Genomic DNA, 25429 nt, shown 5'->3' with positions numbered 1-25429 from the left:
CTTACAGCGCGCAGGACACGCAGCCTTCGATTTCGGTGCCTTCCAGCGCAAGCTGGCGCAGGCGAATGTAGTAAAGCGTTTTGATGCCTTTCTTCCAGGCGTAGATCTGCGCTTTGTTGATATCCCGCGTGGTGGCGGTATCCGGGAAGAAGAGCGTCAGCGACAGCCCCTGATCCACGTGTTTTGTCGCTTCGGCGTAGGTATCGATGATTTTTTCCGGGCCGATTTCATACGCATCCTGATACAGCGCCAGGTTGTCGTTGGTCATAAACGGGGCAGGGTAGTAAACGCGTCCGGTCTTGCCTTCCTTGCGAATTTCAATTTTCGACACAATCGGATGAATGCTCGACGTGGCATGGTTGATATACGAGATAGACCCGGTTGGCGGCACGGCCTGGAGGTTCTGGTTATAGATACCGTGGCGCATCACGTCATCACGCAGCTGCTGCCACATCTCGCGCGTCGGCAGGGTTATCCCCGCGCGGGCAAAGAGATCGCGCACTTTTGCGGTTTTCGGCTGCCACTCACCTTCAAGATACTGGCTAAAATATTCCCCGCTGGCGTAGCGCGACTGTTCAAATCCCGCGAACCGCTGGTTGCGCTCGCGCGCCAGCATCATTGAGGTGTGCAGCGCATGCCAGGTGATGGTATAGAAATAGAGGTTAGTAAAATCCAGCCCTTCCGGACTGCCGTAGGCGATGCCTTCGCGTGCCAGGTAGCCGTGAAGGTTCATCTGCCCCAGGCCGATAGCGTGCGATGCGGCGTTACCCGCTTCGATGGAGGGCACGCTGCGGATGTGGCTCATGTCCGATACCGCCGTCAGTCCGCGAATGGCCGTCTCCACCGTGCGGCCGAGGTCAGGGGAATCCATGGTGTGGGCGATATTCAGCGACCCGAGGTTGCAGGAGATATCCTTGCCGATGTCAGCGTAGTCCAGGTTCTCGTCGTAGGCTGACGCGCTGTTGACCTGCAAAATCTCCGAGCACAGGTTGCTCATGTTGATGCGCCCGGCAATCGGGTTCGCGCGGTTTACCGTATCCTCGTACATGATGTACGGATAGCCAGACTCAAACTGGATTTCTGCCAGCGTCTGGAAGAAATCGCGGGCGTTGATGGTTTTTTTGCGGATGCGTACGTCGGCTACCAGCTCCTCGTAGCGCTCGCTGATGGCTACGTCGCCAAAGGGTTTGCCGTAAATACGCTCAACGTCATACGGCGAAAAGAGCGCCATCTCGGCATTCTCTTTGGCCAGTTTAAAGGTGATATCCGGGATCACCACCCCCAGCGACAGGGTTTTGATACGGATTTTTTCGTCGGCATTTTCGCGTTTGGTATCCAGAAAACGCAGAATATCGGGATGATGCGCGTGCAGGTAAACCGCCCCGGCGCCCTGGCGTGCGCCAAGCTGGTTGGCGTAGGAAAATGCATCTTCCAGCATCTTCATCACCGGGATCACGCCGGAAGACTGGTTTTCAATGCGCTTGATCGGCGCGCCCGCTTCACGCAGGTTCGAGAGCAGAAACGCCACGCCGCCGCCGCGTTTGGAAAGCTGAAGCGCCGAGTTTACCGCACGGCCAATCGACTCCATATTGTCTTCGATGCGCAGCAGGAAGCAGGAGACCAGCTCGCCGCGCTGGGCCTTACCGCAGTTGAGAAACGTTGGCGTGGCGGGCTGGAAGCGCCCGGCGAGGATCTCCTCCATCAGCCGTTCAGCCAACGCTTCATCGCCCTGGGCAAGGGTCAGCGCCACCATCACGACGCGATCTTCAAAATGCTCCAGGTAGCGTTTACCGTCGAAGGTTTTCAGGGTGTAGCTGGTGTAATACTTCCACGCGCCGAGGAAGGTCTGGAAACGAAAACCGCTCGCATGCGCGCGCTCGAAAAGCTTCACCACGAAGGCGCGGTCGTAGCGGGTCAACACGCGCTCCTCGTAATAGCCCTCTTTAACCAGAAAGTCGAGGCGTTCCTGCTGGCTGCCAAAAACGACGCTGTTTGGACGGACGTGGGCGGCGAAAAAGGCCTCCACCGCCTCATGATCTTTGCCAAACTGAATGCGCCCCTCCCGATCATAGAGGTTAAGCATTGCGTTTAATGCGTGGTAATCAGGTGTTGCCTGGATTATCCGTTCTGCGGTTGTCGTTGCCAAAATTCGTTCACTCCTTTTCGCACATTTTCTACGTCCTGCTGTGTCCCCATCAGTTCGAAGCGATAGAGATACGGCACGCCGCATTTTTGAGAGATGACATCCCCGGCGCGGCCAAAGGCATCGCCGAAATTGCGATTGCCTGCCGCGATCACGCCACGGATAAGCCTGCGGTTATGCGGATCGTTAAGAAAGCGGATCACCTGGCGAGGCACGGCGCCTGCCTTACCGCCACCGCCATAGCTGGGCACCACCAGAATGTAAGGTTCGTCTACCTGAATACGTTCCCGCTCATTAAGCGGAATACGCACCGCAGGCAGCCCGACGTGCTCGATAAAGCGAAGCGTGTTTTCCGAGCTGCTGGAGAAGTAGACCAGCCCACTCATGCGCTGGCGGCCTGGGCGCTTAGACGGTTAATCATGTCCGGGCGAAAGCCGGACCACCGGGTTTCACCGGCAATGACCACCGGGAGCTGACGGAATCCCTGCGCCCGCAGGGTCTCAGCGGCCTCAGGCTGCTGGTCGATATTCACCATCTCAAAAACCATTCCACGGCTTTCCATCGCCCGTTTGGTGGCGTGGCACTGAACACAATTGTTACGAGTGTAAATAATAATGCTCATGATTCGTATTTCCATTTAAAATGAGAGAGCGGCGCGAATCATCGCGTCAGGTTGTGTGTCTTGCTAAAGGAAATACTAGATGTAGTTATCTTAACTTTCAACCATACAAGATATGGGAAATTCAGATTGATGTTGCCTTGGTGATGAGCTCAGCGGGGCAGGGCGGGCTGCACGGGTTTTTCAAAGGATAAGGCAAAGAAAAGCCCCGGCGCCTGAGGCCACCGGGGCTGATGAGAAGCCGCACTTATTTTCGCAGGCTGAGCAGGGCGCCGACAAAGATGCCGACCGCTGCGACCGTTCCCAGCGTACACAGTGGCTTTTCACGTACGAAGGTCGTTGCACAGCTTGCCATGTCGCAGGCAGCCTGCGTGGCGCGTGAACGTCCGTTCATTCTGGCGCGGGTTTCACGGAGCAGAGACTGAGCCTTACGTTTTGCGGCATCCGCTTCGTCCTTCGCGTCTGATCCCCAGGACTTCAGCACCTCTTCCAGCGTGTCTGCTAATTGGCTGACATCATTACGAATATCCTGCGCGTCGTCGTTAATATCGTTTCGGTTCGGTCTGTTAAACATACGATCCTCCGTAAATTTGCGTTCCCGATCAGTTTAGTTCAGAAATTTAATATCTGAAGCGCGTCACGCGTTATCCGGCAGTTTATGGACTATTCTGAAAGCCCTGCTAATGCTGAATACTGTAAGGTTGCCGGGCAGGAAAAGATAACGAGGAAAAGATATGTATTTACGACCTGACGAGGTGGCACGCGTTCTTGAAAAAGAGGGATTCACCATGGATGAGGTGACGTCAAAAGCGTATGGATATCGCCGCGGTGAGAATTATGTGTATGTTAATCGTGAAGCCAGAATGGGACGTACTGCTCTCATTATTCACCCGACGCTGAAAGACAGAAGTCTGTCATTTGCTGAGCCTGCCTCGGATATTAAAACCTGCGATCATTATCAGCAATTCCCGCTCTATTTAGGCGGAGAAACGCATGAGCATTATGGTATTCCGCATGGCTTCAGTTCGCGCATGGCGCTGGAGCGGTTTCTGAAGGGACTGTTTGGCGACGTACAGTAAACTGGCGACTGGCATTCGCCAGTCGCTTCACATCACGCTTTCGCCTGGCTGTACTGACTGACTTTGAACAGACGGCGGCAGTAGTCGAGGAAATAGCCGTATACGGCGCCCATCAACATCGAAATAACGATATTCGAACTGACCGCCGCGACGATCTGGTGCCAGTCTGCGCCCACGGTTAACAGAATAGCCACATATACCGGAGACTGGAACGTCACATAAGCCAGCACGTCCGCCAGGTTTTTTACCCAGCCTGCGGGGCTGATACGACGAGCGAAACGCATGACCGCATCGCGGTATAACCCGTATGGCCATGCGATAATAATGTTGACCGGGATAGCCACCAGACGCGAAGAAAGTGACTGCTCAAAGGTCATTCCTGAGAGGAATATTTCAATCAGCATGTTCACGACGGAACAGTAAACAACCATCGCAAAAGTATCCGCCACAGCATGGCGCAGGCGAGATTGCGGCGAGAACATGTCTGAACTCCTTGAGAAAAACACAGTGGAAACGATTTCCCTTCGGCGATTAGTGCTTTAGGTTGCTTTGTTTGGCGTGTATAGCGTATCTCTCTGTGTTTGAACTAACAACTAGTGATTAATTTTTATTTAATCGCCTTTTGTCCACAAAATTCTCTAAAATTGAGTGTTTTTTGTTCTGCTCGTTATAATCTGTCTTGCTAAGGTGCTTTTTCATAAAAAACAAAGACTTGATTTTCTAGGTGGCCAGGGTGAGTCATCCTTGTCTGGATGGCGGCGCAGTATGCTGTAATTTGAATTAAAGTTGACCGTTTATATTGATGTGGTGATTAGATTCGCACCAGGCTCGCCGGCATCCTGCATTATTATTAACGTTAATATTTAAATATATTTACACTGATGCCCCTGCGGACCCTTGGGTAGATATTCTGGCCAAAATGAATTATTCTGTGGGTGATTTATCTATTTACCCCAAAGAAAAGGTTTTCAAATAATATGTCTTTGACGTTACAGAATCTTAATAATATCCGAACCCTGCGTGCGATGGCGCGTGAATTATCCCTGGACGTTCTTGAGGAAATGCTGGAAAAGGTCAGGGTCGTTACTGAAGAGAAACGCAGTGAGCTGGCGGAATTAGAGCAGCAGCGTGCTGAGCAGCAGGAGAAAATTAATGCCCTGCTGGAGCTGATGAAAGCCGATGGTATTTCACCGACCGATCTGCTGGGTTCCGAGCTGGCGCAGACGGGTAAACCGACTAAAAAGCGTAAACCGCGTGAAGCGAAATATCGCTTTATTGATCAGAACGGTGAAGAGAAAACGTGGACCGGCCAGGGCCGCACGCCGAAGCCTATTGCCAGCGCGCTGGCAGAGGGTAAATCGCTGGATGATTTTCTGATCTAATGCGTGAGCCGGGCGGTAATCGCCGCCCGGTTGTCTGTTCAGCAGACGCCAAAATCACCTTCTTCACTATACGGCGCCAGATCGGCCGCTTTCAGGGTATATTTTTCGCCTTGTTCATTACTGGCCTGAACCGCCACAACGCTTTCACCATTCACTTCGAGCACTTTCAGCTTCGGGCCGCCTTTACGCGGTTGCACATAATCACCGACAGAAAACATATTACCTCCTCATCGTTTAAGCGATCTTCACCTTAGCCCACGTATGACGCCGGGTACAGTGACTTTCACAGATTACTGCTTATGAGGTACGCCGGTTCCATGGCATCACCTTGAGCAGTCTCGCCATACCGCAAAATCCCGTTACACCAGCGAACAGCAGCCCGGCGCCCACAAAACCGCTGAGCAGGAAAAAGCCGCTGGAGACGCTATAGCCCAGCACCACGCCGCAGAGAATCAACAGCCCGGCCGCGATTTGCACCTGACGCATCAGCGGGAGAGGCTGGGATTTATCTTCAACGGTCAGCAGCCCGGCCTGCTTCCAGCCCTGAATGCCCCCCTCGACCACAAATGCCTGAGCGGGTGACGCCGCCTGGGCCAGGCGGTCAGCATTCCCGGACGTCCTGGCACCGGACTGACAGTGAAAAAGCACTATTTCACCCGCCCGAGCGTTAAGTCCGCCGGGTAAGGTGGCTAGCGGTACTGACTCTGCCCCGGAAATATGCTCGCGGGCATATTCGTCGGTATCACGAATATCTATGAGTCTGGCGCCCTCGGCTACGCGGGCTTTGGCCTGTTGCGGTGTAATCAGCGGAAGTGACATGGCGACTCCTTACGGACAATAAAGGGTTTTCAGGGTGCTGATGAGCTGAAGCACCGCATCGTTTTTAATGAAATAAAGAATGCGCTGCGCCTCACGGGTGCTGTCGATAAGCCCTTCCTCACGCATACGCGCCAGATGCTGCGACGTGGCGGAAGGACTCAGCCCGGTGGCACGCGCCAGGTCGCCCGCACGGGTGCCGGGAGCTCCGCATAATGTGCAGAGGATCAGCAGCCGACGTGGATTACTCATCGCTTTCAACAGGGCGGCGGCCTGCTCAGCGCTGGCCTGGAGTTGTTCAAGTTCAGTCATATTAGTTTAGTGTTTCCTTAATTAAGTAAATACTAAACTATTCCGGTGCGTTACACCACTGCCAAAAGCGTAAAAGAGGGTAAATGGGACGGGTCTGGATGGCAGAAGCCGATAAACTGGCTACGCTTAGAGTCATACTCTTATTTATTTTCAACTGGTTAGCTTGTACGGAGTGCTTATGGGTTTTTGGCGTATTGTCTTTACGATTATTCTTCCTCCGCTGGGCGTGCTGCTCGGTAAGGGGTTTGGCTGGGCGTTTATCCTGAATATTCTTTTGACCTTGCTGGGTTACATTCCCGGTCTTATCCACGCGTTTTGGGTTCAAACCAAAAGCTAAGCCCGCCAGAGTAAATCGCTATAGATGTTCGTCAGCACGCCCGCTGGACCAAACTGTTGTTTGATCCAGCGAGTGACCTGGCCGGTCGCCGCATGTTGTGTGGCAAGCAGCATGCGGGAATCCTGACGCGGATTGTTGATGCGTCGGGTGACCAGTAGCCCGTCTTCTACCGCCTCGCGGGCCATGTATTCCGGCAAAAAGCCAATCCCTTCTCCCAGAATCTGACACTGGCACTTAGTGTTGAAATCCGGCACCAGAATCGCCTCCTGCCCGTGCAGCAGCCAGCCGACCTTCTTATTAATGGTGTGCGCGGTATCTTCCACCATGATGTTGGGATATAGCCGCAGCTGGCTCTCCGCAATCGGCTCGGGGACAAAGGCCAGCGGATGTTCCGGTGCGATAGCAAATACCCAGCGGATGGCGCCAATCTCGGTGTAATCAATGCCGCCGCCGTCGAGCAGGGTGTCCGGCGCACCAATCGCGATATTGGCCTGGTTGTTGATGATGGAATCCCATACGCCGTTATACACCTCGGTGGTCACTGTGATCTGGCAGGTGGGAAACTGCTTTTTCAGCACCTGCAGCAGGCGTGCAGTATGGCGTGGAGTATACAAAAGCTGATTGATACAGATACGCACCCGCGCCTCAATGCCCTGCGAAATGGTATCAATTCCGCGCTTGATGGCGTGAAAGTCGTTCAGCAGGTCGGTTGCCTTGCGGTAAAAGTAAAAGCCAGATTCGGTCAGCTCAATGCTGCGCGTGTTACGCACAAACAGCACCACGTCCAGCCCGGTCTCCATGCGTTTAATGGTGTAACTGATGGCCGAGGTGGTCACGCCCAGCTCGGCGGCGGCTTTGCTGAAACTGCTAAAACGTGCCGCAGTGGTGAAGGCCAGCAGGTTCTCTTCGGTAAAGATGGAATTCATATTACGGCTCCTGGTTGCCATCAGTTTTGAACATATTTTAACAGCGCTGTTACATCACATTTGAAGCCGGTCACAGTTCTGACTATTTGCTCAGGGCCGCGCGGTACAAGGCTTTTTCAGCCATAAGGATAATGCAGCCTGAGGCGCTAAAAAGCGGTAAAACATAAGAAAAAGGTTGCACAGACGCACGTTTTAGCTGAACCGTTGAATTTAACTCAACAATGAATTGCCTGTCGATGAATGAATTTTAAGCGGATTCTTTTATCACCAGGCTGTTGCTATTCTCAGGTCATCAGAAATGAAACATAGGGAGTCTGAATATGTCTGCAACTGCACTGGTGACGGAATTTCTGCTGGCGGCAGAAGAGGGGAACGTCGACGCGCTAAAAGCCTGTCTGGAGAAAGGCGTGGATATTAACGCCACCAACCGCCAGAAAAGAACCGCCATTATTATTGCCAGCCTGAAAAAGCATTATGCCTGTGTGGAATTTTTAATTGCAGCCGGTGCGGATATTGATAAACAGGACCAGACCTGTTTTAACCCCTTCCTGATTAGCTGCCTGACCAATGATTTAACGTTACTGCGCATCGTTCTTCCGGCAAATCCGGACCTGGATCGCCTGACGCGCTTCGGTGGCGTGGGGATTACCCCGGCCAGTGAGAAAGGCCACGTTGAAATTGTGCGCGAGCTGTTGGCAAAAACCGATATTAACGTCAACCACACCAACTTTGTCGGCTGGACGCCGCTGCTGGAGGCCATCGTGTTGAATGACGGCGGCGAGAAACAGCAGGAAATTGTGAAGCTGTTACTGGATAACGGCGCGAACCCGCACATGACCGATAAATACGGTAAAACCCCGCTCGAGCTGGCGCGGGAAAAAGGCTACCACGCGATCGCCGACCTGCTGCTGGCGGCCGGCGCTTAAAAACGACGGTCAGCCTGTTCCGGCTGGCCGCTTAATAAAAAAGCATTTTTACCGACGTGCATTTTGCACGACGGCGGCCCCCTTTTATCCGAAAACAGGTGCAAATAATGCCAACGAAAATCGTGATTAAAAAGAACACTTATTTTGACTCCGTCTCATTAATGTCCGTTTCCACTAAAGCCAATAAATTGCCGGGGGTTGAACAGGCCTTTGTGGCGATGGCGACGGAGATGAATAAAGGCGTATTAAAAAACCTTGGACTGCTGACGCCGGAATTAGAAAACGCGAAAAACGGCGATCTGATGATCGTTATTAAAGGCGATGCGGCGAATGATGAAACGCTGGCGGCCATCGAAGCGTTATTTACGCGCAAAGAGCGTGCAGGCTCCCACGAAGCGCGCTACGCCACGATTGCCAGCGCCAAAACCCATCGCCCGGACAGCAACCTTGCGGTGATCTCCGTCAACGGCACCTTCGCCGCCCGCGAAGCACGTCAGGCGCTGGAAAACGATCTTAACGTCATGCTCTTTTCCGATAACGTGTCGCTCGATGACGAGCTGGCGCTGAAGCAGCTGGCCCACCAGAAAGGGCTGCTGATGATGGGGCCGGACTGCGGCACCGCCATTATCAACGGCGCGGGGCTGTGCTTCGCTAACGCGGTACGTCGCGGGACGATTGGGATTGTCGGCGCTTCCGGGACCGGCAGCCAGGAACTCAGCGTGCGCATTCATGAATTCGGCGGCGGTGTGTCGCAGCTGATTGGCACCGGCGGGCGCGATCTCAGCGAGAAAATCGGCGGCCTGATGATGCTCGACGCCATCGACATGCTGGAGGCCGATGAAGGCACCCAGGTGATTGCCCTCATCTCCAAGCCACCCGCACCCGCGGTGGCTGAAAAAGTCCTCGCCCGCGCCCGCGCCTGCCTCAAGCCCGTCGTCGTGTGTTTCCTCGGCCGCAACGTACCGCCCGCTGATGAAGACGGTCTGCAGTTTGCCCGAGCCACCAAAGAGGCAGCCCTGAAAGCGGTACTCCTTACCGGCATCGACAAAGCGTCTCTGGATTTGCACCCGCTCAACTGGCCGCTGATTGAAGAGGTGCGCGCCCGCCTGACCCCGCAGCAAAAATACATTCGTGGGCTCTTCTGCGGTGGGACCCTGTGCGACGAAGCGATGTTTGCGGCGCTGGAGAAGTACGACGACGTCTACAGCAACATCCAGCCGGATCCGGCGAAGCGTCTGAGCGACATCAACGTCAGCCAGGCCCATACCTTCCTCGACTTTGGCGATGATGATTTCACCAACGGCAAACCGCACCCGATGATCGACCCGACCAACCGCATCAGCCGCCTGCTGCAGGAGGCGCGCGATCCGCAGGTGGGGGTCATCGTGATGGATTTTGTGCTCGGGTTTGGCGCGCATGAGGATCCGGTTGGCGTGATGCTCGACGCGATCAAAGAGGCGCAGGCGATCGCGAAGGCCGACAGCCGTCCGCTGGCGATCTTAGGTTATGTGCTTGGTACCGACCAGGATCCGCAGAAGCTTGCTCAGCAGTGCCAGCTCCTGACCGATGCGGGCGTCATCTGGGCCAGCAGCAGCACCAATACCGGATTACTGGCTCGCGAATTTGTCTGCAAAGGGGAGAACGCATAATGACCACCTTATTTAACCAGCCGCTGAACGTGATTAACGTCGGTATCGCGATGTTCAGCGACGACCTCAAAAAACAGCACGTTCCCGTGACCCAGCTCGACTGGACGCCGCCAGGGCAGGGCAACATGCAGATCGTTGAGGCGCTCGATCAACTGGCCGAAAAATCGCTGGCGGAGAAAATTGCCGCCGCTAACCACATCGCGCTTGAGCGCATTATTCAGTCCCACCCGGTGCTGGTGGGCTATGACCAGGCGATTAACGTCGTGCCGCGCATGACCCGCACCACCATCCTGCACGCCGGTCCGCCTGTCTCGTGGGAAAACATGTGCGGGGCGATGAAAGGGGCGGTCACCGGCGCGCTGGTGTTCGAGGGGCTGGCGGCGGATCTGGAGGAGGCTGCAAGGCTCGCCGCTTCAGGGGAAATCACCTTCTCGCCGTGCCACGAGCACGACTGCGTGGGCTCGATGGCGGGCGTCACCTCCGCGTCGATGTTTATGCACATCGTTGAGAACAAAACCTACGGCAACCGCGCGTTCACCAACCTCAGCGAGCAGATGGCGAAGATCCTGCGCATGGGCGCCAACGACCAGAGCGTGATTGACCGCCTGAACTGGATGCGCGACGTGCTCGGCCCGATGCTGCGCGACGCGATGAAGATCGTCGGTGAAATCGATCTTCGTCTGATGCTGGCCCAGGCGCTGCACATGGGCGACGAGTGCCACAACCGCAACAACGCGGGCACCACGCTGCTGATCCAGGCCCTGACGCCGGGTCTGATCCAGGCGGGTTATCCTGTTGAGCAGCAGCGTGAGGTGTTCGAGTTTGTCGCCAGCAGCGACTACTTCTCCGGCCCAACGTGGATGGCAATGTGCAAAGCCGCGCTGGACGCCGCCCACGGCATTGAGTACAGCACCGTTGTCACCACCATGGCGCGCAACGGCTACGAGTTCGGTCTGCGTGTCTCCGGCCTGCCGGGGCAATGGTTCACCGGCCCGGCGCAGCAGGTCATTGGCCCGATGTTTGCGGGCTATAAGCCGGAAGACTGCGGGCTGGATATCGGCGACAGCGCAATTACGGAAACCTACGGCATCGGCGGTTTTGCCATGGCGACGGCGCCGGCGATTGTGGCGCTGGTGGGCGGCACGGTGGAAGAAGCCATCGACTTCTCCCGGCAGATGCGCGAAATCACCCTCGGCGAAAACCCGAACGTCACCATTCCGCTGCTCTCTTTTATGGGCATCCCGACTGCCATCGACATCACCAAAGTGGCAGGCAGCGGCATTTTGCCGGTCATTAATACCGCCATTGCCCACAAGGACGCCGGTATCGGCATGATTGGGGCGGGCATCGTTCACCCGCCGTTCAGCTGTTTTGAAAAGGCGCTGTTGACCTTCCGCGATCGCTACGTTTTATAAGGCATGTATCCATGAAAAACATGAAACTGGAGTGGAAAAGAGGTGACTGGGCGGCTTATTTCGGGTTGATGACCAACAACCTGACCAATTTGCTGACCATGATGGGGCTGCTCATTTTTGTCGTCGGCATCCCGAAGGAGATTGTTTATGGACGCATCGCGCCAGCCTTCGGGCTGGCGGTGCTGGTGGCGAGCATCTGTTATGCCTGGTTTGGCCTGCAGATGGCCCGTGCCACCGGGCGCACGGACGTGACGGCGCTGCCGTCCGGCCCGAGCGCGCCGTCGATTTTTACCGTGACCTTCCTGGTCCTCATGCCAGTCTACCAGCAGACCGGGGATGCGGATTTCGCGATTCAGATCGGTCTGGTGTGGTGCTTTGTGGAAGCAATGATCCTCGCGGGCGGTTCGTTCCTCGGGGAGACCATCCGCAAGATGATCCCGCGCACCGTGCTGCTGTCGTGTCTCTCCGGTTTAGGCCTGCTGCTGCTGGCGATGAACCCGATGCTCCAGGCGTTTGAAGCGCCGACCGTGTCATTCATCGTACTGCTGCTGATTTTTATCAACTGGTTCGGCAAAAAGCCGATTTTCGCCAAAATCCCGACCGGTCTGCTGTTGCTGATTGCCGGTACGGCATTAGCGTGGATCTCGGGGCTGCAAAGCCCGGAAGCCATTAAGGCGTCTATGTCATCCTTCGGCTTTAACCCGCCGGAAGTGCACGTCGACAGCTTTATGCAGGGGCTGCCGCACGCGCTACCGTATCTGGCATCCGCCGTGCCGCTGGGGCTGGCGAACTATATCTTTGACCTGGAGAACATCGAAAGCGCCCACGCGGCGGGGGATGAGTACCCGACCCGTAAGGTGATGCTGGCGAACGGTCTGGCGTCGATGCTGGGCTGCCTGATGGGTAACCCGTTCCCGGTCACGGTCTACGTCGGCCACCCGGGCTGGAAAGCGATGGGGGCCAACATTGGCTACACGCTGGCTTCCGGGGTGACCATGTTCATCGTGCCGCTGTTCGGGCTGGGGGCATTTATGCTCGCCATCATTCCGATGACTGCCATCGTGCCCATTCTGGTGTTTATCGGCGTCGTTACCGCCAACCAGGTGGTGCGGGAAACGCCGAAAGTGGAGGTGCCCGTCATCTTCATCTGCCTGTTCCCGTGGATCGCCAACTGGGCGCTCACCATGATGAACAGCGTGATGAATGCGGCAGGGACCAGCGCAGCGAAAATCGGCACCGACGTGCTGCACAGCAAAGGGATTTACTACGAAGGGCTGATGCATCTCGGCAACGGCGCGCCGCTTGCCAGCATGCTGTGGGGCTGTATCGCTATCTTCGCCATCATCAACAAGCCGCTGCGCGGGGCCGTTGCGGCCGCGGGTGGGGCGCTGCTGGCACTGTTTGGGGTGATCCACGCCCCGGTGGTGGGCTTTGCCGAAGGCAGTTCGCTGATGTTCGTTACGGCTTACCTGATGATGGGCGGCATGTTTGTGGTGAAGCATGTGCTGGATAGCCGCGAAGCGGCGAGCGCTGCGACTGGTACCGTTGCGAAGGAAAACGTATGAAAGAGCTTATGGTCGTCGCCATCGGCGGCAACAGCATTATCAAAGACAACGCCAGCCAGTCGGTTGAGCATCAGGCGCAGGCGGTCAAAGCGGTGGCAGAGTCCGTGCTCGAGATGCTGGCCTCCGACTATGACATCGTGCTCACCCACGGCAACGGCCCCCAAGTGGGGCTGGATCTGCGCCGGGCCGAAATCGCTCACGAACGGGAAGGGCTCCCGCTGACGCCGCTGGCAAACTGCGTCGCGGATACCCAGGGCGGTATCGGCTACCTGATCCAGCAGGCGCTTAACAACCGTCTGGCGGGGCGCGGGGAGCAAAAAGCGGTCACGGTCGTCACCCAGGTCGAAGTGGATAAAGACGATCCCGGCTTTACGCACCCGACGAAACCGATTGGCGCTTTCTTCAGCGAGGCGCAGCGCAATGATCTGCAGCAGGCGCACCCGGACTGGCATTTTGTCGAGGATTCAGGCCGCGGCTACCGCCGCGTCGTGGCCTCGCCACAGCCGCTGCGCATCGTAGAGGCAGATGCCATCAAGGCGCTGACGCAAAAAGGTTTTGTGGTGATCGGCGCGGGCGGTGGAGGAATTCCCGTCGTGCGCTCGGAGCAGGGCGACTACCGCAGCGTCGACGCGGTAATAGATAAAGATCTCTCCACCGCGCTGCTGGCACGGGAGATCCGCGCCGACGTGCTGGTCATCACCACCGGCGTGGAGAAGGTGTGCATTCACTTCGGCAAGCCGAACCAGCAGGCGCTGGATACCGTCAACGTGGCGCAGATGACGCGCTACATGGAGGAAGGCCATTTCCCGGCAGGGAGCATGTTGCCCAAAATCGTGGCCTCGCTGGAATTTTTACACCACGGCGGCAGGCGAGTGATTATCACCTCCCCGGACTGTCTGCCCGCGGCACTGCGCGGGGAAACCGGTACCCATATTGTGAATGAAGGAAAATAAGATGAATGATAATAAAAGCCGCCGCGAATTTATCAGCCAGAGCGGCAAAATGGTCACCGCCTGCGCGCTGTTTGGTGCCACCGGCTCCGTCGCGTATGCTGCGGATACCGCTGCGCCCGCCTGCGAGACCGGTAAACCGATGAACATCACCGCGAAGCATTACTATCTGGACAACGTGCTGCTCGAAGCCGGGTTTACTTTCGACGGCAGCGTGGCGACGAGCACCCGCACCGAGCTGAAAACGCTGGAGATTAAAGACGGCAAGATCGTCGCCCTGCGCGATAACATTAGCCACGCCGACGCGTCTCTGCCTCACTATGACGCGGGTAAAAAACTGATGCTCCCGGCGATGCGCGACATGCACATCCATCTGGATAAAACCTTCTACGGCGGTCCGTGGCGCTCCCTGAACCGCCCGGCGGGGACCACGATTCAGGACATGATCCGCCTTGAGCAGAAGCTGCTGCCGGAGCTGCAGCCCTACACCCAGGAACGCGCGGAGGCACTTATCGACCTGATTCAGTCGAAAGGTTCCACCATCGCCCGTAGCCACTGCAACATTGAGCCGGTTTCCGGCCTGAAAAACCTGGAAAATCTGCAGGCGGTGTTATCGCGCCGCCAGCCTGGCTTTGACTGTGAAATTGTCGCGTTTCCACAGCACGGACTGCTGCTTTCCCATTCTGAAAAACTGATGCGCGACGCGATGCAGGCCGGTGCGCACTACGTGGGCGGGCTGGACCCGACGAACGTCGACGGCGCGATGGAGAAATCTCTCGATCTGATGTTCCAGATAGCGCTGGATTACGACAAAGGGGTGGATATTCACCTGCATGAAACCAGCCCGGCGGGCGTGGCGGCGGTGAATTACATGGTGGAAACGGTGGAGAAAACGCCGGAGCTGAAGGGCAAGCTGACTATCAGCCACGCCTTCGCGCTGGCGACGCTTAACGAGCAGGAGGTGGATGCGATTGCGACTCGTATGGCGGCGCAGCAGGTGACCATCGCCTCTACCGTGCCGATTGGTACCCTCCATATGCCGCTGAAACAGCTGCGTGATAAGGGCGTGTTTGTCATGACCGGCACCGACAGCGTGATCGACCACTGGTCGCCGTACGGCCTGGGAGATATGCTGGAAAAAGTCAATCTTTACGCGCAGCTGTACATTCGCCCGAACGAGCAGACGCTCTCCCGGGCGCTCGGTATCGCGACCGGTGACGTTCTGCCGCTGAACGACAAAGGCGAACGGGTGTGGCCGAAAGCGCAGGACGACGCCAGCTTTGTGCTGGTGGATGCCTCGTGCTCCGCCGAAGCCGTGGCGCGGATTTCACCGCGTACCGCGACGTTCCATAAGGGAAATCTGGTCTGGGGTACTGTGGGCTAAAGGCGAGCCGGGTGACGGCTTCGCCTTACCCGGCCTACTGAAACCCTCAAATCGTAGGCCGGGTAAGCGCAGCGCCACCCGGCAATGTTTTATACTGGGAGTCACATTCTTAAAGAGGGATCTGCCATGGCACAAAATATCTACGACAACCCGGCGTTTTTCGAAGGCTACGCTCAGCTTCCGCGCTCGGTGCAGGGGCTGGACGGTGCGCCGGAGTGGCCTTCGCTGAAAAGCATGCTGCCGGATTTAACCGGGAAATCGGTTATCGATCTCGGCTGCGGCTACGGCTGGTTTTGTCGCGCTGCGCGCGAACTGGGTGCATCTGACATCACGGGTGTTGATATCTCAGAAAAGATGCTCGCCCGGGCTGCGGAGCTTACCGCTGACCCACAGATTCATTATCAGCGTAGCGATCTGGAGTCGCTGGCGCTCAAAGATAACAGCCTGGACCTGGTCTACAGCTCGCTGGCACTGCACTACCTGCCGGAACTGGATACGTTATTCGCCAACGTTCAGCGCGCGCTTAAACCCGGTGGCAGCCTGGTCTTCTCGATGGAGCACCCCATTTACACCTGCGCCACCCGCCAGGGCTGGCTGACCGACGACAACGGCGAGCGGTTCTGGGGCGTGAATCATTATCAGGACGAGAGCCAGCGCGTCAGCAACTGGCTGGCGGACGGGGTCATCAAGTATCACCGTACGCTGGGCACCACGCTCAACGCGCTGATCAAGGCCGGATTAACAATAAGCGAAGTCAACGAATGGGGGCCAACGCAGGGGCAAATTGCGGCCTGGCCCGCGCTGGCCGAAGAGGCAGAGCGCCCGATGCTGGTGCTGATCGCCGCCCGTAAGGCTCAGTAACCAACCTTATACACCCGACCGCTCTGTACCCCTTCCACGCTGCGGCGATAGGCCTGCGCCACGGTTGCAGCGGGGACGCTCTCAAAGCCGGGGAAGAAACCGTCGTACGCTTCAGCGGATTCCGTCAGGACCGTCGGGCTAATCAGGTTAATGCGGATCCCGCGCGGCAGCTCACAGGCTGCGGCGCGAACAAACCCTTCCAGTGCGGCATTCACGGTGGTGGCGTTTACTCCCTGGGCAATCGGCTCGTGCGCCACAATGCCGCTAATCAGGGTGATAGAGCCACCTTCGTTCAGATAGTGCTGGCCGATTAGCGCAAGGCGCACCTGCCCCAGAAGTTTATCCTGCAGGCCCTGATTAAAGTCGCTGTCTTTCATGGTCGCAAGCGGGCCAAAGTAGAGGCCACCGCTGGCGGAGACAATGGCATCCACCCGGCCAATTTTCTCGAACAGCGCCTGCACGCTCTCCTGCGAGGTGATATCCACCTGATAGTCGCCCTGGGTACGACCCACGCGGATCACCTCGTGACGGCGGCTTAGCGCTTCTGTTACTGCCTGACCGACCGTACCACTGGCACCAATAATCACGATTTTCATAGCAGACTCCTTATGTGTGAGCCTTCATTCTTTAATAAATAAAAAGTCAGATAAACTGGGCTAAAGTTAGAAGATTGCTAACCAGAGGTTCGGAATATGGATAAGCTTCGCGGCATGGAGACGTTTATCGCGGTGGTAGAAAGCGGCAGCTTTACCGGCGCGGCCTCCCGCCTTGAGATGTCGGCGGTCATGGTGGGAAAGTATATTGCGTTGCTGGAGTCCCAGCTTGGCACCCGCCTGCTTGAGCGTAACACGCGTCGTCAGAGCCTGACGGATGCGGGCCGCGTCTATTTTGAAGAAGCCAGACGGGTGCTGGAGCAGGTCTCAATCGCCGAAAACGCGGTTGAACGCCTGCGTGCCACACCGGCCGGAACCCTGCGCGTCACGGCGCCTACGTCGTTTGGCGGCTGCGTGATCGCCCCGCTCACCGCCACCTTTTTACAACGTTACCCGCAGGTGCGCATCGAACTGGATCTGACTAACCGAATGGTCGATCTGGTGGAGGAGGGGGTCGATTTGGCCATTCGCATTGGTGATATTCGCAATGACGATCTGGTGGCGAAATATTTGTGCCCCTACAACATGGTGATCTGCGCCGCACCGGACTATTTAGCGCGACACGGTACGCCGCAAACGCCTGCCGATCTGGTGGATCATCTGTGTCTTTCGCACACGGTATGGACCGCGCGTAACGAGTGGCGGCTACCGGGCGTGGAAGGGGAAGTACGCTGGAAGCGTGATGCCATCTTAAGATGTAACGACGGCTATGGCCTGCGTATGGCGGCATGCGCAGGGGCGGGGCTGTTGCTACAACCGGAAGTGCTGGTGGCGGAAGAGCTGGCAAGCGGCAGGCTGATTCGGGTACTGGAGCCGTTCACCCCCGTGCCGAGGCCGGTGCATTTATTGTGGCGCCAGGATTTACGTCCTCTTCCGAAGCTAACGGAATTTATCGCCCATATTCTGCTAAGATTGGGCACAATATAAAAAAAGAAGGTAATCAAAGAATGTCTGCAAACAAACTCGCCAGCAGCGCGCAGGGCCTGCAATCATCTGCCATCCGTGAATTATTAAAACATAGCAAAATGGCTGGCGTGATTTCGCTGGGCGGAGGGATTCCGAACCCCGATTTGTTCGATCACGAAGGGCTTAAAATAGCCGCGGATGCCGTCTTATCGCAACATTTTGGCGAGGCGTTTCAGTATGGTCTGACCGAAGGTTTTCCAGGACTGCGGGAAGAGATCCAACGCATCTGTGAAGGACGAGGCATTGCCTGTAAAGCCGATGACGTGGTGGTGACGTCCGGTTCGCAGCAGTCTCTCGACGTGCTGGCGCGTGCATTAATCAACCCAGGCGATACCGTCGTCGTCGAGCGTCCAACCTATCTTGCCGCGCTGCAGGTTTTCGGCCTGGCGCAGGCGAATTTTGAATCCGTCGGCACCGACGGCGACGGCATGAAGGTCGACGAACTTGAGGCGCTGGTGGCAAAGAAAACCATCAAAGCGGTTTATATCGTCCCGACCTTTGGTAACCCGGGCGGCGTGACGCTCTCTGAAGCGCGTCGTAAACATCTGGTGGAATTATCGAAACGCTATGATTTCGTCATTATTGAAGACGACCCGTACAGCGAAATTAACTACACCGATGAGGTCTTCCGCCCGTTAATTGCCCATGCCAAAGATATCGGTAACGAAGAGAACGTGGTCTACACCTCAACCTTCTCTAAAATACTCGCGCCGGGCACCCGCGTAGGCTGGGTGCTGGTGCCGGAGTGGCTGAAGCGTGCGGTGGTGAACCTTAAGCAAACCACCGATCTGCACACCAGCACGCTGTCGCAGTTAATGACGTATGAGTACCTGAAAACCGGTCGCCTGGCCGGGCAGATTAAGATGATCCGCGAAGCTTATCGCCAGAAATACCAGACCTTCGCCACCGAACTGGAAGCGGAGCTGGGTGATGTGATGTCGTTCCACAAGCCTAAAGGCGGCATGTTCCTGTGGGCGAAAATGAACAACGGTATGAATACCACCCGCTGGCTGGAAAAGACGTTAAGCAACGGCGTGGTATTTGTCCCGGGCGAGTTTTTCTACTGCAATGAACCGGACCAGACCACGCTGCGCATGTCGTTTGTGACACCAACAGATGAGCAGCTGAAAGAGGCGGTGCAGCGCCTGAAGAAATCGCTTTAAAAGACCTGCGCATAATGGCATTCCTGCCGTTATGCGCAATACGCGTTCAGGGCGGCACGGGCCGCGATCGTTCATGGTGAGTTCCATGTTTGAATTTCTGATCGGTGTTGTTACGCACACGCCCGCCTGGGTGTGGGTGTTGTTTATCTTCCTCATCTCCCGTGGTATCAAAGCCCGCAGGCCCGCCACCGTTACGCTGGAGAGGCTTGCCATTATCCCGGCGATCTTTCTTGTGTGGGATATTTACGATCTGGTGGTCTATCGCACGTTGACCCCTGCGACTGTCGCATTGTGGACGGCGGGGATCTTCGCCGGTGCCGCGCTGGGGTATCTCCTGATTAAGCGGGCGGTTATCACCCGGGCAGATGCGCCGCGTACGCTTTACCGCCAGGCAGACTACACCGCGCTGCCGTTTATGATGTTGGCGTTTGGCGTGAAGTATGTGCTGGGGGTGATGAGCGCGGTTTCGCCTCAGACGATGCAACAACCTGCCATGAGCGCGCTGGCGATCGTCTCCGGGGGCGTGTTTGCCGGCGTATTTATTGGGAAATTTGCGCGGTATGTTGGGGTGTATAATCGTACCGCACTTCGCCGGGCGGAATGAACTTCGTTAACTGGCGGCAGCTGACTCGCGTCATGCGGGCAATGGAGTGGCTGGCGGCGGGGAAGCCGGTAGGGTGGATTGCGCTGTCCTGCGGCTACAGCAGCGTCAGCGCATTCATTGAGGTTTTCAGAACATGGACCGGTAAAACGCCGGGGCAGTGGGCGATTAAAGAAGACCCTTTTGCGCGAAGGTCATGCGGGTAGCTTCGTTGAGATCCAGATCTTTTAACGATTCCGGATTAACCCAGGCGATCTCCTGAAACTCCTCATTAAACGTGACGTCCCGGTTGGCGCTCATGCAGTCGAAGATCAGATAGATCATATAAATCTCCTCGGTGGTGCCATCGGCGTAGGTTTTTACCCTGATGTCATCGCGAAAAGCCCATGGCGTGACCGAGACGATCTCCAGCGCTTCGCCCAGCTCTTCGCGGATCTCACGGCGCAACGCCTGTTCCATGGTTTCGCCCGGTTCCATTCCGCCGCCGGAGAGGGCCCATTGACCGGGAAACACGCCGCGATCGTCGGCCATTTTACACAGCAGATAGGCACCGTCGTTCTGGATGATGGGGCAGACAATGGTTCGTTGGCGCATGATTTCTTCCTGAAAAATGAATTTGGGCTACTTTAGCAGATAAGGCGGGGGAGGTTATGTTAGGGGGGGATTCTCATCCCTCGGTTTTCCACATTTTGTTGCAGATTCAGCCAGAATTCAGCGCTGATATCGAATGCTTTCGCCCGTTTTAACGCCCTATCGGCGGTGAATTTTTTCTGTGTTGCGGTCTGACGCCCTCACCCCAACCCTCTCCCACAGGGAGAGGGAGAAAACCGCATTCCCCTTAGCTTTAGTGTGTAGGACTGGTAAGGCGATTGACTACCGCTCCCGCAGCGCCTCTTTCGCCCGGTTAAACGGCTTAATCAGATAATCCAGCACCGTTTTCTCGCCGGTCTTGATGTCCACTGTCGCAATCATGCCCGGTACAATCGAGAAGTGCCTGCCCGCTTTATTGACCAGGTAATCCTGGCTGGTGCGGATAAACACCCTGTAATAGAACACTTCCGGCTTGGCTTCGTCCTGGATGGTGTCCGGTGAAATGGTCTCTACCACCCCATGCAGACCGCCGTAGATGGCGTAATCGTAGGCGGTGATTTTGACCAGCGCCTCCTGGTTCGGGTGGATAAAGGCGATATCGCGCGGCGAGAGGCGGGTTTCAATCAGCAGGTGATCGTCCACCGGCACAATCTCCATCAGCTCACCGTTGGGCGGGATCACGCCGCCGATGGTGGTGACTTTGATGTTTTTCACGATCCCGCGCACCGGGGATTTTACCGTCAGGCGGGTGACGGAATCCTCACGGCCTTTAAGGACCGCGGAAACCATATCCACTTCAGCGTTAGCCTTGGATAACGCTTCGCGCGCCTGAACGTAATACTGCGAGCGTACGTCGGTGAGCTTCAACTCCAGGTCACTTTTCTGTCGCTGCAGGCGCAGCACCTCCACATGGCTGGCGGCCCCGGTTTTAACCAGCCTTTGGGTGATCGCCAGCTCTTTATTGGCGAGATCTAACGCGGCGCGCAGCTCCCGTTGGGTATCATCCAGCTGCGCACGGCGGGAGTTGTAGAGTCGCGTTTCGGCGGCAATCAGATCCGGCCATTTTGCCAGCGAAGGCGGGAACGTTAGCGGGAGATCGTTCACCTCGGCATTCAGACGTGCGCTGGAAGCCAGTGACGCGCGGTAGCGCGCTGCACTTTCACCGACGTTCGATTCGGAACGCGTCGGATCAAGCCGCGCCAGCACCTGTCCTGCCTGCACCTGATCGCCCTCATGAACGTTCAGCTCGGTGAGGATCCCGCCGTCGAGCGACTGTAATACCTGTTCGCGCGAGCTGGGGATCACTTTCCCCGAGCCGGTTGAGACCTCATCGAGCACGCCAAACCATGCCCAGACGCCCAGAGCCACAAACATCAGCAACGAGAAGATGACGATTCGACGCGCGCCGGTGTAGCCACTTTCGGATTCAAGCGCGTTATCCAGATCGTCCATTGCGGCAACGTCACGCTGACTGATTTTCATTTTTCCACTCCCGTCCGGTTGCTGCCTGCTGCTGCTGTTGCTGAATGCGGCTGTTGTTAAGCGCCTGCGCTTTTGGCGCGTCCATCACCAGCATCCCTTCTTTCAGTACGACCACGCGCTCCACCAGCTCCAGCACCGGCACGCGGTGGGTGGCGACAATCAAAGTACGGTTGCCGAGCCAGTCGCCCAGACGCTGGATAAACTCCCGTTCAGTGTGCTCATCCAGCGACGCGGTAGGTTCATCCATCAGCACGATATTCGGATCGCGCAGCAGCATCCTTGCCAGCAGAATGGACTGCCGCTGCCCGCCGGAAAGCCCCACGCCGTTTTCCATGATCGGGTAGTCCAGCCCTTTGGGCAGTTTCTGCACAAAGCCCGCTGCGCCGGTCAACTCCAGCGCGGCGAAAATTTCTTCGTCGGTGGCGCGTGGCATGCCAAGGGTGATGTTCTCGCGCAGGGTACCGTAAAACAGCCGCGCGTTCTGGGTCATAAAGCCGACGTTGCGCCGCACGTCCGCCACGTCGAGATGGGGCAGGCTGAGGTTATCAAGCCGCAATTCGCCTGCCGCCAGATCCATCCCGCCCGCCATGGCCTGGAGCAGTGTCGATTTGCCCGCGCCGTTACGTCCGAGGATCGCCACTTTCTCGCCCGGCTTGATCTCCAGACGGTTAATGCGTAGCGCCATGCGCGGATCGTCCGGTTGATAGCGGAACTGCGCCTGCTCGAAGAGATAGTGTCCGCGCAGGACGTCCTGGCGGATCGGCGTCTCTTCGCGCTGGTTCTCGGTCGGCAGCTGCATAATGCTGTCCAGCCCCTCTTTGGCGGCCTTCACCTGCTGCCAGCGGGCCAGCACGCCGCACAGCGTCGCCATCGGCGCGATCATCCGGGAGGCCAGCATCGACGCGGCAACCACCGAACCGGTGGTCAGGGTGCCGTCGATCACCATCGGCGCGCCGACCACAATCACCGCGGCGTAGACCAGGCTCTGGATGGTCATCCCCCAGCTGATCAGGTTCTGCGTCAGTTCGCGGGTGCGCAGGCCGGATTCGGCGGTGATCTGGATATAGCTGTTCCACTGTTGCAAAAAGCGGTTTTCCGCCTGCATTAGCTTGATGTCCTCCAGCCCCTGCACGCTCTCCACCAGCACCGCGTTGCGCAGGGTTGATTCATGCGCCGACTGCTTCGCCAGCTCCGCCAGCTTCTTCTGCAGCAGCAGGCCGGGCAGGACCATGATCACCGCCGCGACCGGGGCGATCCACGCCAGCTGCGGCGCGATGATCGCCAGCACCACCACAAACAGGAAGAAAAAGGGCAGGTCGACAATGGTCGAGATGGTGGAAGAGGTCACCATCTCGCGGATCTGCTCCAGCTCGCGCAGCTGGGAGATAAAGCTGCCGGTGGAGCGCGGAATGGCGCTGTGGCGCAGCCGCAGGGCGTGACCGAACACGCGGTCTGAGACCCGCAGATCCGAGCGTTTGCCCAGCAGATCCATAATGTGTCCGCGCGCCACGCGCAGCACAAAACCAAACAGGGTGGCGATCAGCACGCCGATGGTCAGGACGTAAAGCGTCGGGTAGGACTGGGCAGGGATCACCCGGTCATACACCTGCATGGAAAAGACAATGCCGGAGAGGGAGAGCAGGTTGATGAACAAGGCTGCCAGCATCACCCAGCTGTACGGGCGCAGATCGCGCATCACCAGCCGGTAGAGCCAGTCCGGGCGGTATTTCGAGATGTAGGCATCCACGCGGCTGTCCTTCAGCGCGGCCAGCGGGCGCAGGGCAATAACGTGGCGGATGGTGGGCAGCAGCGCGCTCATCGACAGACGGTTGGTATGCATCTTGTCGTCGAAAAAGCTGACGTCCAGCGTGTCTTCCCCGTCGAAGCTGTCGACCACGCCAATTTTTCCGTCGTTCAGCGCCACCACCACCGGCAGGCGCCAGCTGTTGATCGACTGCCGATCGGCCGTGAGCAGCTGGAACGTCAACCCGGCTTCCCGGGCAAGCTGCGTCAGGGCAGGTACCATCGGTTTGCCTTTCAGCCAGGGGGCGCCCGCAATCAGCGCTCCGGGCGAGCAGGCGACGCGGTAGCGCGTGGCAACAAAGCCAAACGCCTGCGCCCACTGCGCCAGCGCCTCATCCGTCATTGTTTCTTCTTGCGGAATTTCGCGTTGCTTCATGGCTGGATCTCCACGGTCTGGATGGTGCGGTTATCAAGATCGAACGCATGACGCAATTGTCCGGTGTTATAGAGGCAGTTGAGCTGTAACTGGTGCAACTGACCGAGGGTCTGTTGCTGGGTGAAGCGTGCCTGATAGACCTCCTGCTCGGCGTTGAGTACGTCCAGCAGCGGGCGCGAGCCGAGATCGAGATACTGCTGCTGGTAAAGCTCGCGGGTACGGGCGCTGAGCGCCTCCTGGCGGCCCTGAATTTGCAGCGTGCTTTGCAGGCTCATCACCTGGCTGCGGGCCTCCAGCAGTTTCTGGCGGACATCAAGACGGGTACGCTGAATGGTCGACTGCGCCGCTTCCACCGCGTGTCCGGCGGCGTTACGCCGGGCGGTGAGGCCGCCGCCCTGATAGAGCGGCATTTGCACCTTCACCCAGGCGGAATATTGCGTGCGATCCCGCGTTTCGCTGCCCGCGTAGCGATCGTTCAGATAGTGACGGACCTCCGGCTCCAGCGAGACGGTTGGCGTCATTTGCGCGTCGGCGTAGTCGAGGTTGGCCTGGGCGACGTTGGCCTGGGCCCAGGCGGCAAGGACAGACGGAACCAGACGATCGTCCGGCTCGGCGATGTCACAGCTGCGGGCCAGCTTTTGCGGAAAATCATTGCTGATCGCGTTCAGGCTGTTCCAGCCGAGAAAGCTCATCAGCGTGGCACGGGCGCTGTCGAGGCTGGCCTGATACTGCATCAGCTGCGCGCGCGCCCCTTCAATACGTGCGTCGGTCTGCACCACGTCAGAAAGCGAGGTCGCCCCTTCGTCGTTACGCTGACGGGTCAGTGTGCCTATTGAGGAGAGGGCATCGAGCTGCTCTTTGGCGGTGTCGACCATCTGCTGCCAGGTTTGCACCTGCACCATGGCGACGGCGGTATCATGGGCAATGGTGTCGATGCTCACCAGCACGTTGGCCTGCTGCTGGGCAACCCCGGCATTTTCGGCCCGTACCTGGCTGGCCACTTTGCCGAAGTCGTAGAGCATTTGTGAAAGAGAGAGCACCAGCGACGGCGTAAAGCCGTTCTGATCGCCGTCGTGGGAGTACCCGTTGTCCATGCCCGCGTTAATTTGCGGATAGTATTTCGATTTGGCGACGTCGACTTCTTCGCTCTGTTCGTAGAGTTTGCCCACGGCTTCACCGATCGCCGGATGCCAGGTAACGGCACGGTTGACGGCCTCGCCAAGCTGTAATGAGCCGGGCGCGGCGTTGCCAGCCGCAGGGGCGACACGGCCATTCAGTGAGGGGAGTTCCTGCGTTTCGCGCAGTTGTCCGGTATTGATGGTCGCCGCCGGATTCGCGCACAGAGCGGGCACAGATATCAGGCAGCACGAGAGCCACCAGTAAGGCATCTTCATTCCCATGTCATGTCCCTAATAAAATAAGTGCAGCTT

Annotated in this window: 28 protein-coding genes; 14 read left to right on the top strand and 14 right to left on the bottom strand. The window is 57.4% G+C overall.

Annotation, left to right across the window (positions count from 1 at the left end):
* Position 1: 1 nt before the first annotated feature.
* The 4 genes from nrdE to G0034_RS17750 all read right to left on the bottom strand — a co-directional run bounded on the left by nrdE (position 2) and on the right by G0034_RS17750 (position 3336).
* On the bottom strand, positions 2 to 2146 hold the full coding sequence (gene nrdE / locus G0034_RS17765; RefSeq protein ID WP_179121148.1) for a class 1b ribonucleoside-diphosphate reductase subunit alpha: 2145 nt from the start codon (positions 2144 to 2146) through the stop codon (positions 2 to 4).
* Positions 2119 to 2529 carry a class Ib ribonucleoside-diphosphate reductase assembly flavoprotein NrdI gene (gene nrdI / locus G0034_RS17760; RefSeq protein ID WP_179121147.1) on the bottom strand — a complete coding sequence of 137 codons (411 nt, stop codon included), beginning with the start codon at positions 2527 to 2529 and terminating at the stop codon, positions 2119 to 2121. The genes nrdE and nrdI overlap by 28 nt, the downstream gene beginning before the upstream one ends.
* Positions 2526 to 2765, bottom strand: a complete 240-nt coding sequence (gene nrdH, locus G0034_RS17755; protein ID WP_014884959.1) for a glutaredoxin-like protein NrdH — start codon at positions 2763 to 2765, stop codon at positions 2526 to 2528. Before nrdH ends, nrdI begins: the two co-directional genes overlap by 4 nt.
* A 244-nt stretch (positions 2766 to 3009) precedes the next feature.
* The gene (locus tag G0034_RS17750) at positions 3010 to 3336 is read right to left on the bottom strand and encodes an ElaB/YgaM/YqjD family protein (RefSeq protein WP_023308924.1); all 327 of its coding nucleotides are present in this window, start codon (positions 3334 to 3336) and stop codon (positions 3010 to 3012) included.
* 160 nt (positions 3337 to 3496) lie between these two features.
* Here G0034_RS17750 and G0034_RS17745 point away from each other — a divergent pair, with 160 nt between their 5' ends.
* A complete protein-coding gene (locus G0034_RS17745; RefSeq protein WP_006811693.1) occupies positions 3497 to 3841 on the top strand; it encodes a DUF2002 family protein in 345 nt (114 codons plus the stop codon).
* A gap of 32 nt (positions 3842 to 3873) precedes the next feature.
* Here G0034_RS17745 and alaE read toward each other — a convergent pair whose 3' ends face one another.
* Positions 3874 to 4323: an L-alanine exporter AlaE gene (gene alaE, locus G0034_RS17740; protein ID WP_023331140.1), complete on the bottom strand. Its 450-nt coding sequence runs from the start codon at positions 4321 to 4323 to the stop codon at positions 3874 to 3876.
* A 495-nt stretch (positions 4324 to 4818) separates the two neighbouring features.
* On the opposite strand from alaE, the gene stpA reads away from it, so the two are divergent.
* On the top strand, positions 4819 to 5223 hold the full coding sequence (stpA, locus tag G0034_RS17735) for a DNA-binding protein StpA (RefSeq protein WP_014884956.1): 405 nt from the start codon (positions 4819 to 4821) through the stop codon (positions 5221 to 5223).
* A 38-nt stretch (positions 5224 to 5261) separates the two neighbouring features.
* Here the strand turns inward: stpA and G0034_RS17730 are convergent, their stop codons facing one another.
* The 3 genes from G0034_RS17730 to G0034_RS17720 form a co-directional block, all read right to left on the bottom strand.
* On the bottom strand, positions 5262 to 5441 hold the full coding sequence (locus G0034_RS17730; RefSeq protein WP_014884955.1) for a GDFGVC terminal motif YodC-like protein: 180 nt from the start codon (positions 5439 to 5441) through the stop codon (positions 5262 to 5264).
* A 79-nt stretch (positions 5442 to 5520) separates the two neighbouring features.
* A complete protein-coding gene (locus G0034_RS17725; RefSeq protein ID WP_014884954.1) occupies positions 5521 to 6042 on the bottom strand; it encodes a rhodanese family protein in 522 nt (173 codons plus the stop codon).
* Between the two features lie 9 nt (positions 6043 to 6051).
* Positions 6052 to 6351 (bottom strand): ArsR/SmtB family transcription factor, encoded by a 300-nt coding sequence (locus G0034_RS17720; protein WP_014884953.1) that lies wholly within the window; start codon positions 6349 to 6351, stop codon positions 6052 to 6054.
* 178 nt (positions 6352 to 6529) lie between these two features.
* Here G0034_RS17720 and G0034_RS17715 point away from each other — a divergent pair, with 178 nt between their 5' ends.
* On the top strand, positions 6530 to 6688 hold the full coding sequence (locus G0034_RS17715) for a YqaE/Pmp3 family membrane protein (protein ID WP_014884952.1): 159 nt from the start codon (positions 6530 to 6532) through the stop codon (positions 6686 to 6688).
* Here the strand turns inward: G0034_RS17715 and G0034_RS17710 are convergent.
* Positions 6685 to 7614, bottom strand: a complete 930-nt coding sequence (locus tag G0034_RS17710) for a LysR substrate-binding domain-containing protein (RefSeq protein WP_023331139.1) — start codon at positions 7612 to 7614, stop codon at positions 6685 to 6687. The genes G0034_RS17715 and G0034_RS17710 overlap by 4 nt on opposite strands.
* A 320-nt stretch (positions 7615 to 7934) precedes the next feature.
* Between G0034_RS17710 and G0034_RS17705 the strand changes: the two genes are divergently transcribed.
* From G0034_RS17705 to G0034_RS17675, 7 genes are all read left to right on the top strand, one after another.
* The gene (locus G0034_RS17705) at positions 7935 to 8540 is read left to right on the top strand and encodes an ankyrin repeat domain-containing protein (protein WP_014884950.1); all 606 of its coding nucleotides are present in this window, start codon (positions 7935 to 7937) and stop codon (positions 8538 to 8540) included.
* Between the two features lie 107 nt (positions 8541 to 8647).
* Complete coding sequence (fdrA, locus tag G0034_RS17700) at positions 8648 to 10189, top strand: acyl-CoA synthetase FdrA (RefSeq protein WP_045134070.1); 1542 nt, start codon at positions 8648 to 8650, stop codon at positions 10187 to 10189.
* A complete protein-coding gene (locus G0034_RS17695) occupies positions 10189 to 11604 on the top strand; it encodes a YlbE family protein (RefSeq protein WP_232952296.1) in 1416 nt (471 codons plus the stop codon). Before fdrA ends, G0034_RS17695 begins: the two co-directional genes overlap by 1 nt.
* An 11-nt stretch (positions 11605 to 11615) precedes the next feature.
* Positions 11616 to 13169: a xanthine permease gene (locus G0034_RS17690; RefSeq protein WP_179121146.1), complete on the top strand. Its 1554-nt coding sequence runs from the start codon at positions 11616 to 11618 to the stop codon at positions 13167 to 13169.
* Positions 13166 to 14122, top strand: coding sequence for a carbamate kinase family protein (locus G0034_RS17685; RefSeq protein ID WP_023331135.1), 957 nt, complete (start codon positions 13166 to 13168; stop codon positions 14120 to 14122). Before G0034_RS17690 ends, G0034_RS17685 begins: the two co-directional genes overlap by 4 nt.
* Position 14123: 1 nt before the next feature.
* On the top strand, positions 14124 to 15503 hold the full coding sequence (locus G0034_RS17680) for an amidohydrolase family protein (RefSeq protein ID WP_179121145.1): 1380 nt from the start codon (positions 14124 to 14126) through the stop codon (positions 15501 to 15503).
* Between the two features lie 126 nt (positions 15504 to 15629).
* The gene (locus G0034_RS17675) at positions 15630 to 16364 is read left to right on the top strand and encodes a class I SAM-dependent methyltransferase (protein WP_014884944.1); all 735 of its coding nucleotides are present in this window, start codon (positions 15630 to 15632) and stop codon (positions 16362 to 16364) included.
* On the opposite strand, the gene G0034_RS17670 is transcribed toward G0034_RS17675, so the two are convergent.
* The gene (locus G0034_RS17670; protein ID WP_117580959.1) at positions 16358 to 16960 is read right to left on the bottom strand and encodes a short chain dehydrogenase; all 603 of its coding nucleotides are present in this window, start codon (positions 16958 to 16960) and stop codon (positions 16358 to 16360) included. The genes G0034_RS17675 and G0034_RS17670 overlap by 7 nt on opposite strands.
* A gap of 96 nt (positions 16961 to 17056) precedes the next feature.
* On the opposite strand from G0034_RS17670, the gene G0034_RS17665 reads away from it, so the two are divergent.
* The 4 genes from G0034_RS17665 to G0034_RS17650 all read left to right on the top strand — a co-directional run bounded on the left by G0034_RS17665 (position 17057) and on the right by G0034_RS17650 (position 19953).
* Positions 17057 to 17944 (top strand): LysR substrate-binding domain-containing protein, encoded by an 888-nt coding sequence (locus tag G0034_RS17665; RefSeq protein WP_063943649.1) that lies wholly within the window; start codon positions 17057 to 17059, stop codon positions 17942 to 17944.
* Between the two features lie 20 nt (positions 17945 to 17964).
* Entirely contained in the window at positions 17965 to 19146 is a 1182-nt protein-coding gene (locus G0034_RS17660; RefSeq protein WP_032635745.1) for an aminotransferase-like domain-containing protein, read from the top strand.
* An 85-nt stretch (positions 19147 to 19231) separates the two neighbouring features.
* Positions 19232 to 19750, top strand: a complete 519-nt coding sequence (locus G0034_RS17655) for a DUF6622 family protein (RefSeq protein ID WP_032629446.1) — start codon at positions 19232 to 19234, stop codon at positions 19748 to 19750.
* On the top strand, positions 19747 to 19953 hold the full coding sequence (locus tag G0034_RS17650; RefSeq protein WP_226856244.1) for a helix-turn-helix domain-containing protein: 207 nt from the start codon (positions 19747 to 19749) through the stop codon (positions 19951 to 19953). Before G0034_RS17655 ends, G0034_RS17650 begins: the two co-directional genes overlap by 4 nt.
* Here G0034_RS17650 and nudI read toward each other — a convergent pair.
* From nudI to G0034_RS17630, 4 genes are all read right to left on the bottom strand, one after another.
* Positions 19916 to 20341 (bottom strand): nucleoside triphosphatase NudI, encoded by a 426-nt coding sequence (nudI, locus tag G0034_RS17645; protein ID WP_045269196.1) that lies wholly within the window; start codon positions 20339 to 20341, stop codon positions 19916 to 19918. The two genes, G0034_RS17650 and nudI, sit on opposite strands and share 38 nt — an antisense overlap.
* A 279-nt stretch (positions 20342 to 20620) precedes the next feature.
* On the bottom strand, positions 20621 to 21790 hold the full coding sequence (locus G0034_RS17640) for an HlyD family type I secretion periplasmic adaptor subunit (RefSeq protein WP_121528328.1): 1170 nt from the start codon (positions 21788 to 21790) through the stop codon (positions 20621 to 20623).
* Positions 21791 to 21800: 10 nt separating this feature from the next.
* Positions 21801 to 23999 (bottom strand): type I secretion system permease/ATPase, encoded by a 2199-nt coding sequence (locus G0034_RS17635; protein ID WP_014884935.1) that lies wholly within the window; start codon positions 23997 to 23999, stop codon positions 21801 to 21803.
* A complete protein-coding gene (locus tag G0034_RS17630; RefSeq protein WP_023331126.1) occupies positions 23996 to 25399 on the bottom strand; it encodes a TolC family outer membrane protein in 1404 nt (467 codons plus the stop codon). Before G0034_RS17630 ends, G0034_RS17635 begins: the two co-directional genes overlap by 4 nt.
* Positions 25400 to 25429: the final 30 nt, after the last annotated feature.

This window comes from Enterobacter sp. T2 (genome assembly GCF_010692925.1).
GTDB lineage: Bacteria > Pseudomonadota > Gammaproteobacteria > Enterobacterales > Enterobacteriaceae > Enterobacter > Enterobacter kobei.
This window is presented reverse-complemented; position numbering and strand designations above follow the sequence as displayed.

What these genes read in the sequence shown, in the direction of transcription:
- nrdI (WP_179121147.1), bottom strand. Translation starts at nt 2,529, where the DNA reads ATGAGTGGGCTGGTCTACTTCTCCAGCAGCTCGGAAAACACGCTTCGC.
- nrdH (WP_014884959.1), bottom strand. Translation starts at nt 2,765, where the DNA reads ATGAGCATTATTATTTACACTCGTAACAATTGTGTTCAGTGCCACGCC.
- G0034_RS17750 (WP_023308924.1), bottom strand. Translation starts at nt 3,336, where the DNA reads ATGTTTAACAGACCGAACCGAAACGATATTAACGACGACGCGCAGGAT.
- G0034_RS17745 (WP_006811693.1), top strand. Translation starts at nt 3,497, where the DNA reads ATGTATTTACGACCTGACGAGGTGGCACGCGTTCTTGAAAAAGAGGGA.
- alaE (WP_023331140.1), bottom strand. Translation starts at nt 4,323, where the DNA reads ATGTTCTCGCCGCAATCTCGCCTGCGCCATGCTGTGGCGGATACTTTT.
- stpA (WP_014884956.1), top strand. Translation starts at nt 4,819, where the DNA reads ATGTCTTTGACGTTACAGAATCTTAATAATATCCGAACCCTGCGTGCG.
- G0034_RS17730 (WP_014884955.1), bottom strand. Translation starts at nt 5,441, where the DNA reads ATGTTTTCTGTCGGTGATTATGTGCAACCGCGTAAAGGCGGCCCGAAG.
- G0034_RS17725 (WP_014884954.1), bottom strand. Translation starts at nt 6,042, where the DNA reads ATGTCACTTCCGCTGATTACACCGCAACAGGCCAAAGCCCGCGTAGCC.
- G0034_RS17720 (WP_014884953.1), bottom strand. Translation starts at nt 6,351, where the DNA reads ATGACTGAACTTGAACAACTCCAGGCCAGCGCTGAGCAGGCCGCCGCC.
- G0034_RS17715 (WP_014884952.1), top strand. Translation starts at nt 6,530, where the DNA reads ATGGGTTTTTGGCGTATTGTCTTTACGATTATTCTTCCTCCGCTGGGC.
- G0034_RS17710 (WP_023331139.1), bottom strand. Translation starts at nt 7,614, where the DNA reads ATGAATTCCATCTTTACCGAAGAGAACCTGCTGGCCTTCACCACTGCG.
- G0034_RS17705 (WP_014884950.1), top strand. Translation starts at nt 7,935, where the DNA reads ATGTCTGCAACTGCACTGGTGACGGAATTTCTGCTGGCGGCAGAAGAG.
- fdrA (WP_045134070.1), top strand. Translation starts at nt 8,648, where the DNA reads ATGCCAACGAAAATCGTGATTAAAAAGAACACTTATTTTGACTCCGTC.
- G0034_RS17695 (WP_232952296.1), top strand. Translation starts at nt 10,189, where the DNA reads ATGACCACCTTATTTAACCAGCCGCTGAACGTGATTAACGTCGGTATC.
- G0034_RS17690 (WP_179121146.1), top strand. Translation starts at nt 11,616, where the DNA reads ATGAAAAACATGAAACTGGAGTGGAAAAGAGGTGACTGGGCGGCTTAT.
- G0034_RS17685 (WP_023331135.1), top strand. Translation starts at nt 13,166, where the DNA reads ATGAAAGAGCTTATGGTCGTCGCCATCGGCGGCAACAGCATTATCAAA.
- G0034_RS17680 (WP_179121145.1), top strand. Translation starts at nt 14,124, where the DNA reads ATGAATGATAATAAAAGCCGCCGCGAATTTATCAGCCAGAGCGGCAAA.
- G0034_RS17675 (WP_014884944.1), top strand. Translation starts at nt 15,630, where the DNA reads ATGGCACAAAATATCTACGACAACCCGGCGTTTTTCGAAGGCTACGCT.
- G0034_RS17670 (WP_117580959.1), bottom strand. Translation starts at nt 16,960, where the DNA reads ATGAAAATCGTGATTATTGGTGCCAGTGGTACGGTCGGTCAGGCAGTA.
- G0034_RS17665 (WP_063943649.1), top strand. Translation starts at nt 17,057, where the DNA reads ATGGATAAGCTTCGCGGCATGGAGACGTTTATCGCGGTGGTAGAAAGC.
- G0034_RS17660 (WP_032635745.1), top strand. Translation starts at nt 17,965, where the DNA reads ATGTCTGCAAACAAACTCGCCAGCAGCGCGCAGGGCCTGCAATCATCT.
- G0034_RS17655 (WP_032629446.1), top strand. Translation starts at nt 19,232, where the DNA reads ATGTTTGAATTTCTGATCGGTGTTGTTACGCACACGCCCGCCTGGGTG.
- G0034_RS17650 (WP_226856244.1), top strand. Translation starts at nt 19,747, where the DNA reads ATGAACTTCGTTAACTGGCGGCAGCTGACTCGCGTCATGCGGGCAATG.
- nudI (WP_045269196.1), bottom strand. Translation starts at nt 20,341, where the DNA reads ATGCGCCAACGAACCATTGTCTGCCCCATCATCCAGAACGACGGTGCC.
- G0034_RS17640 (WP_121528328.1), bottom strand. Translation starts at nt 21,790, where the DNA reads ATGGACGATCTGGATAACGCGCTTGAATCCGAAAGTGGCTACACCGGC.
- G0034_RS17635 (WP_014884935.1), bottom strand. Translation starts at nt 23,999, where the DNA reads ATGAAGCAACGCGAAATTCCGCAAGAAGAAACAATGACGGATGAGGCG.
- G0034_RS17630 (WP_023331126.1), bottom strand. Translation starts at nt 25,399, where the DNA reads ATGGGAATGAAGATGCCTTACTGGTGGCTCTCGTGCTGCCTGATATCT.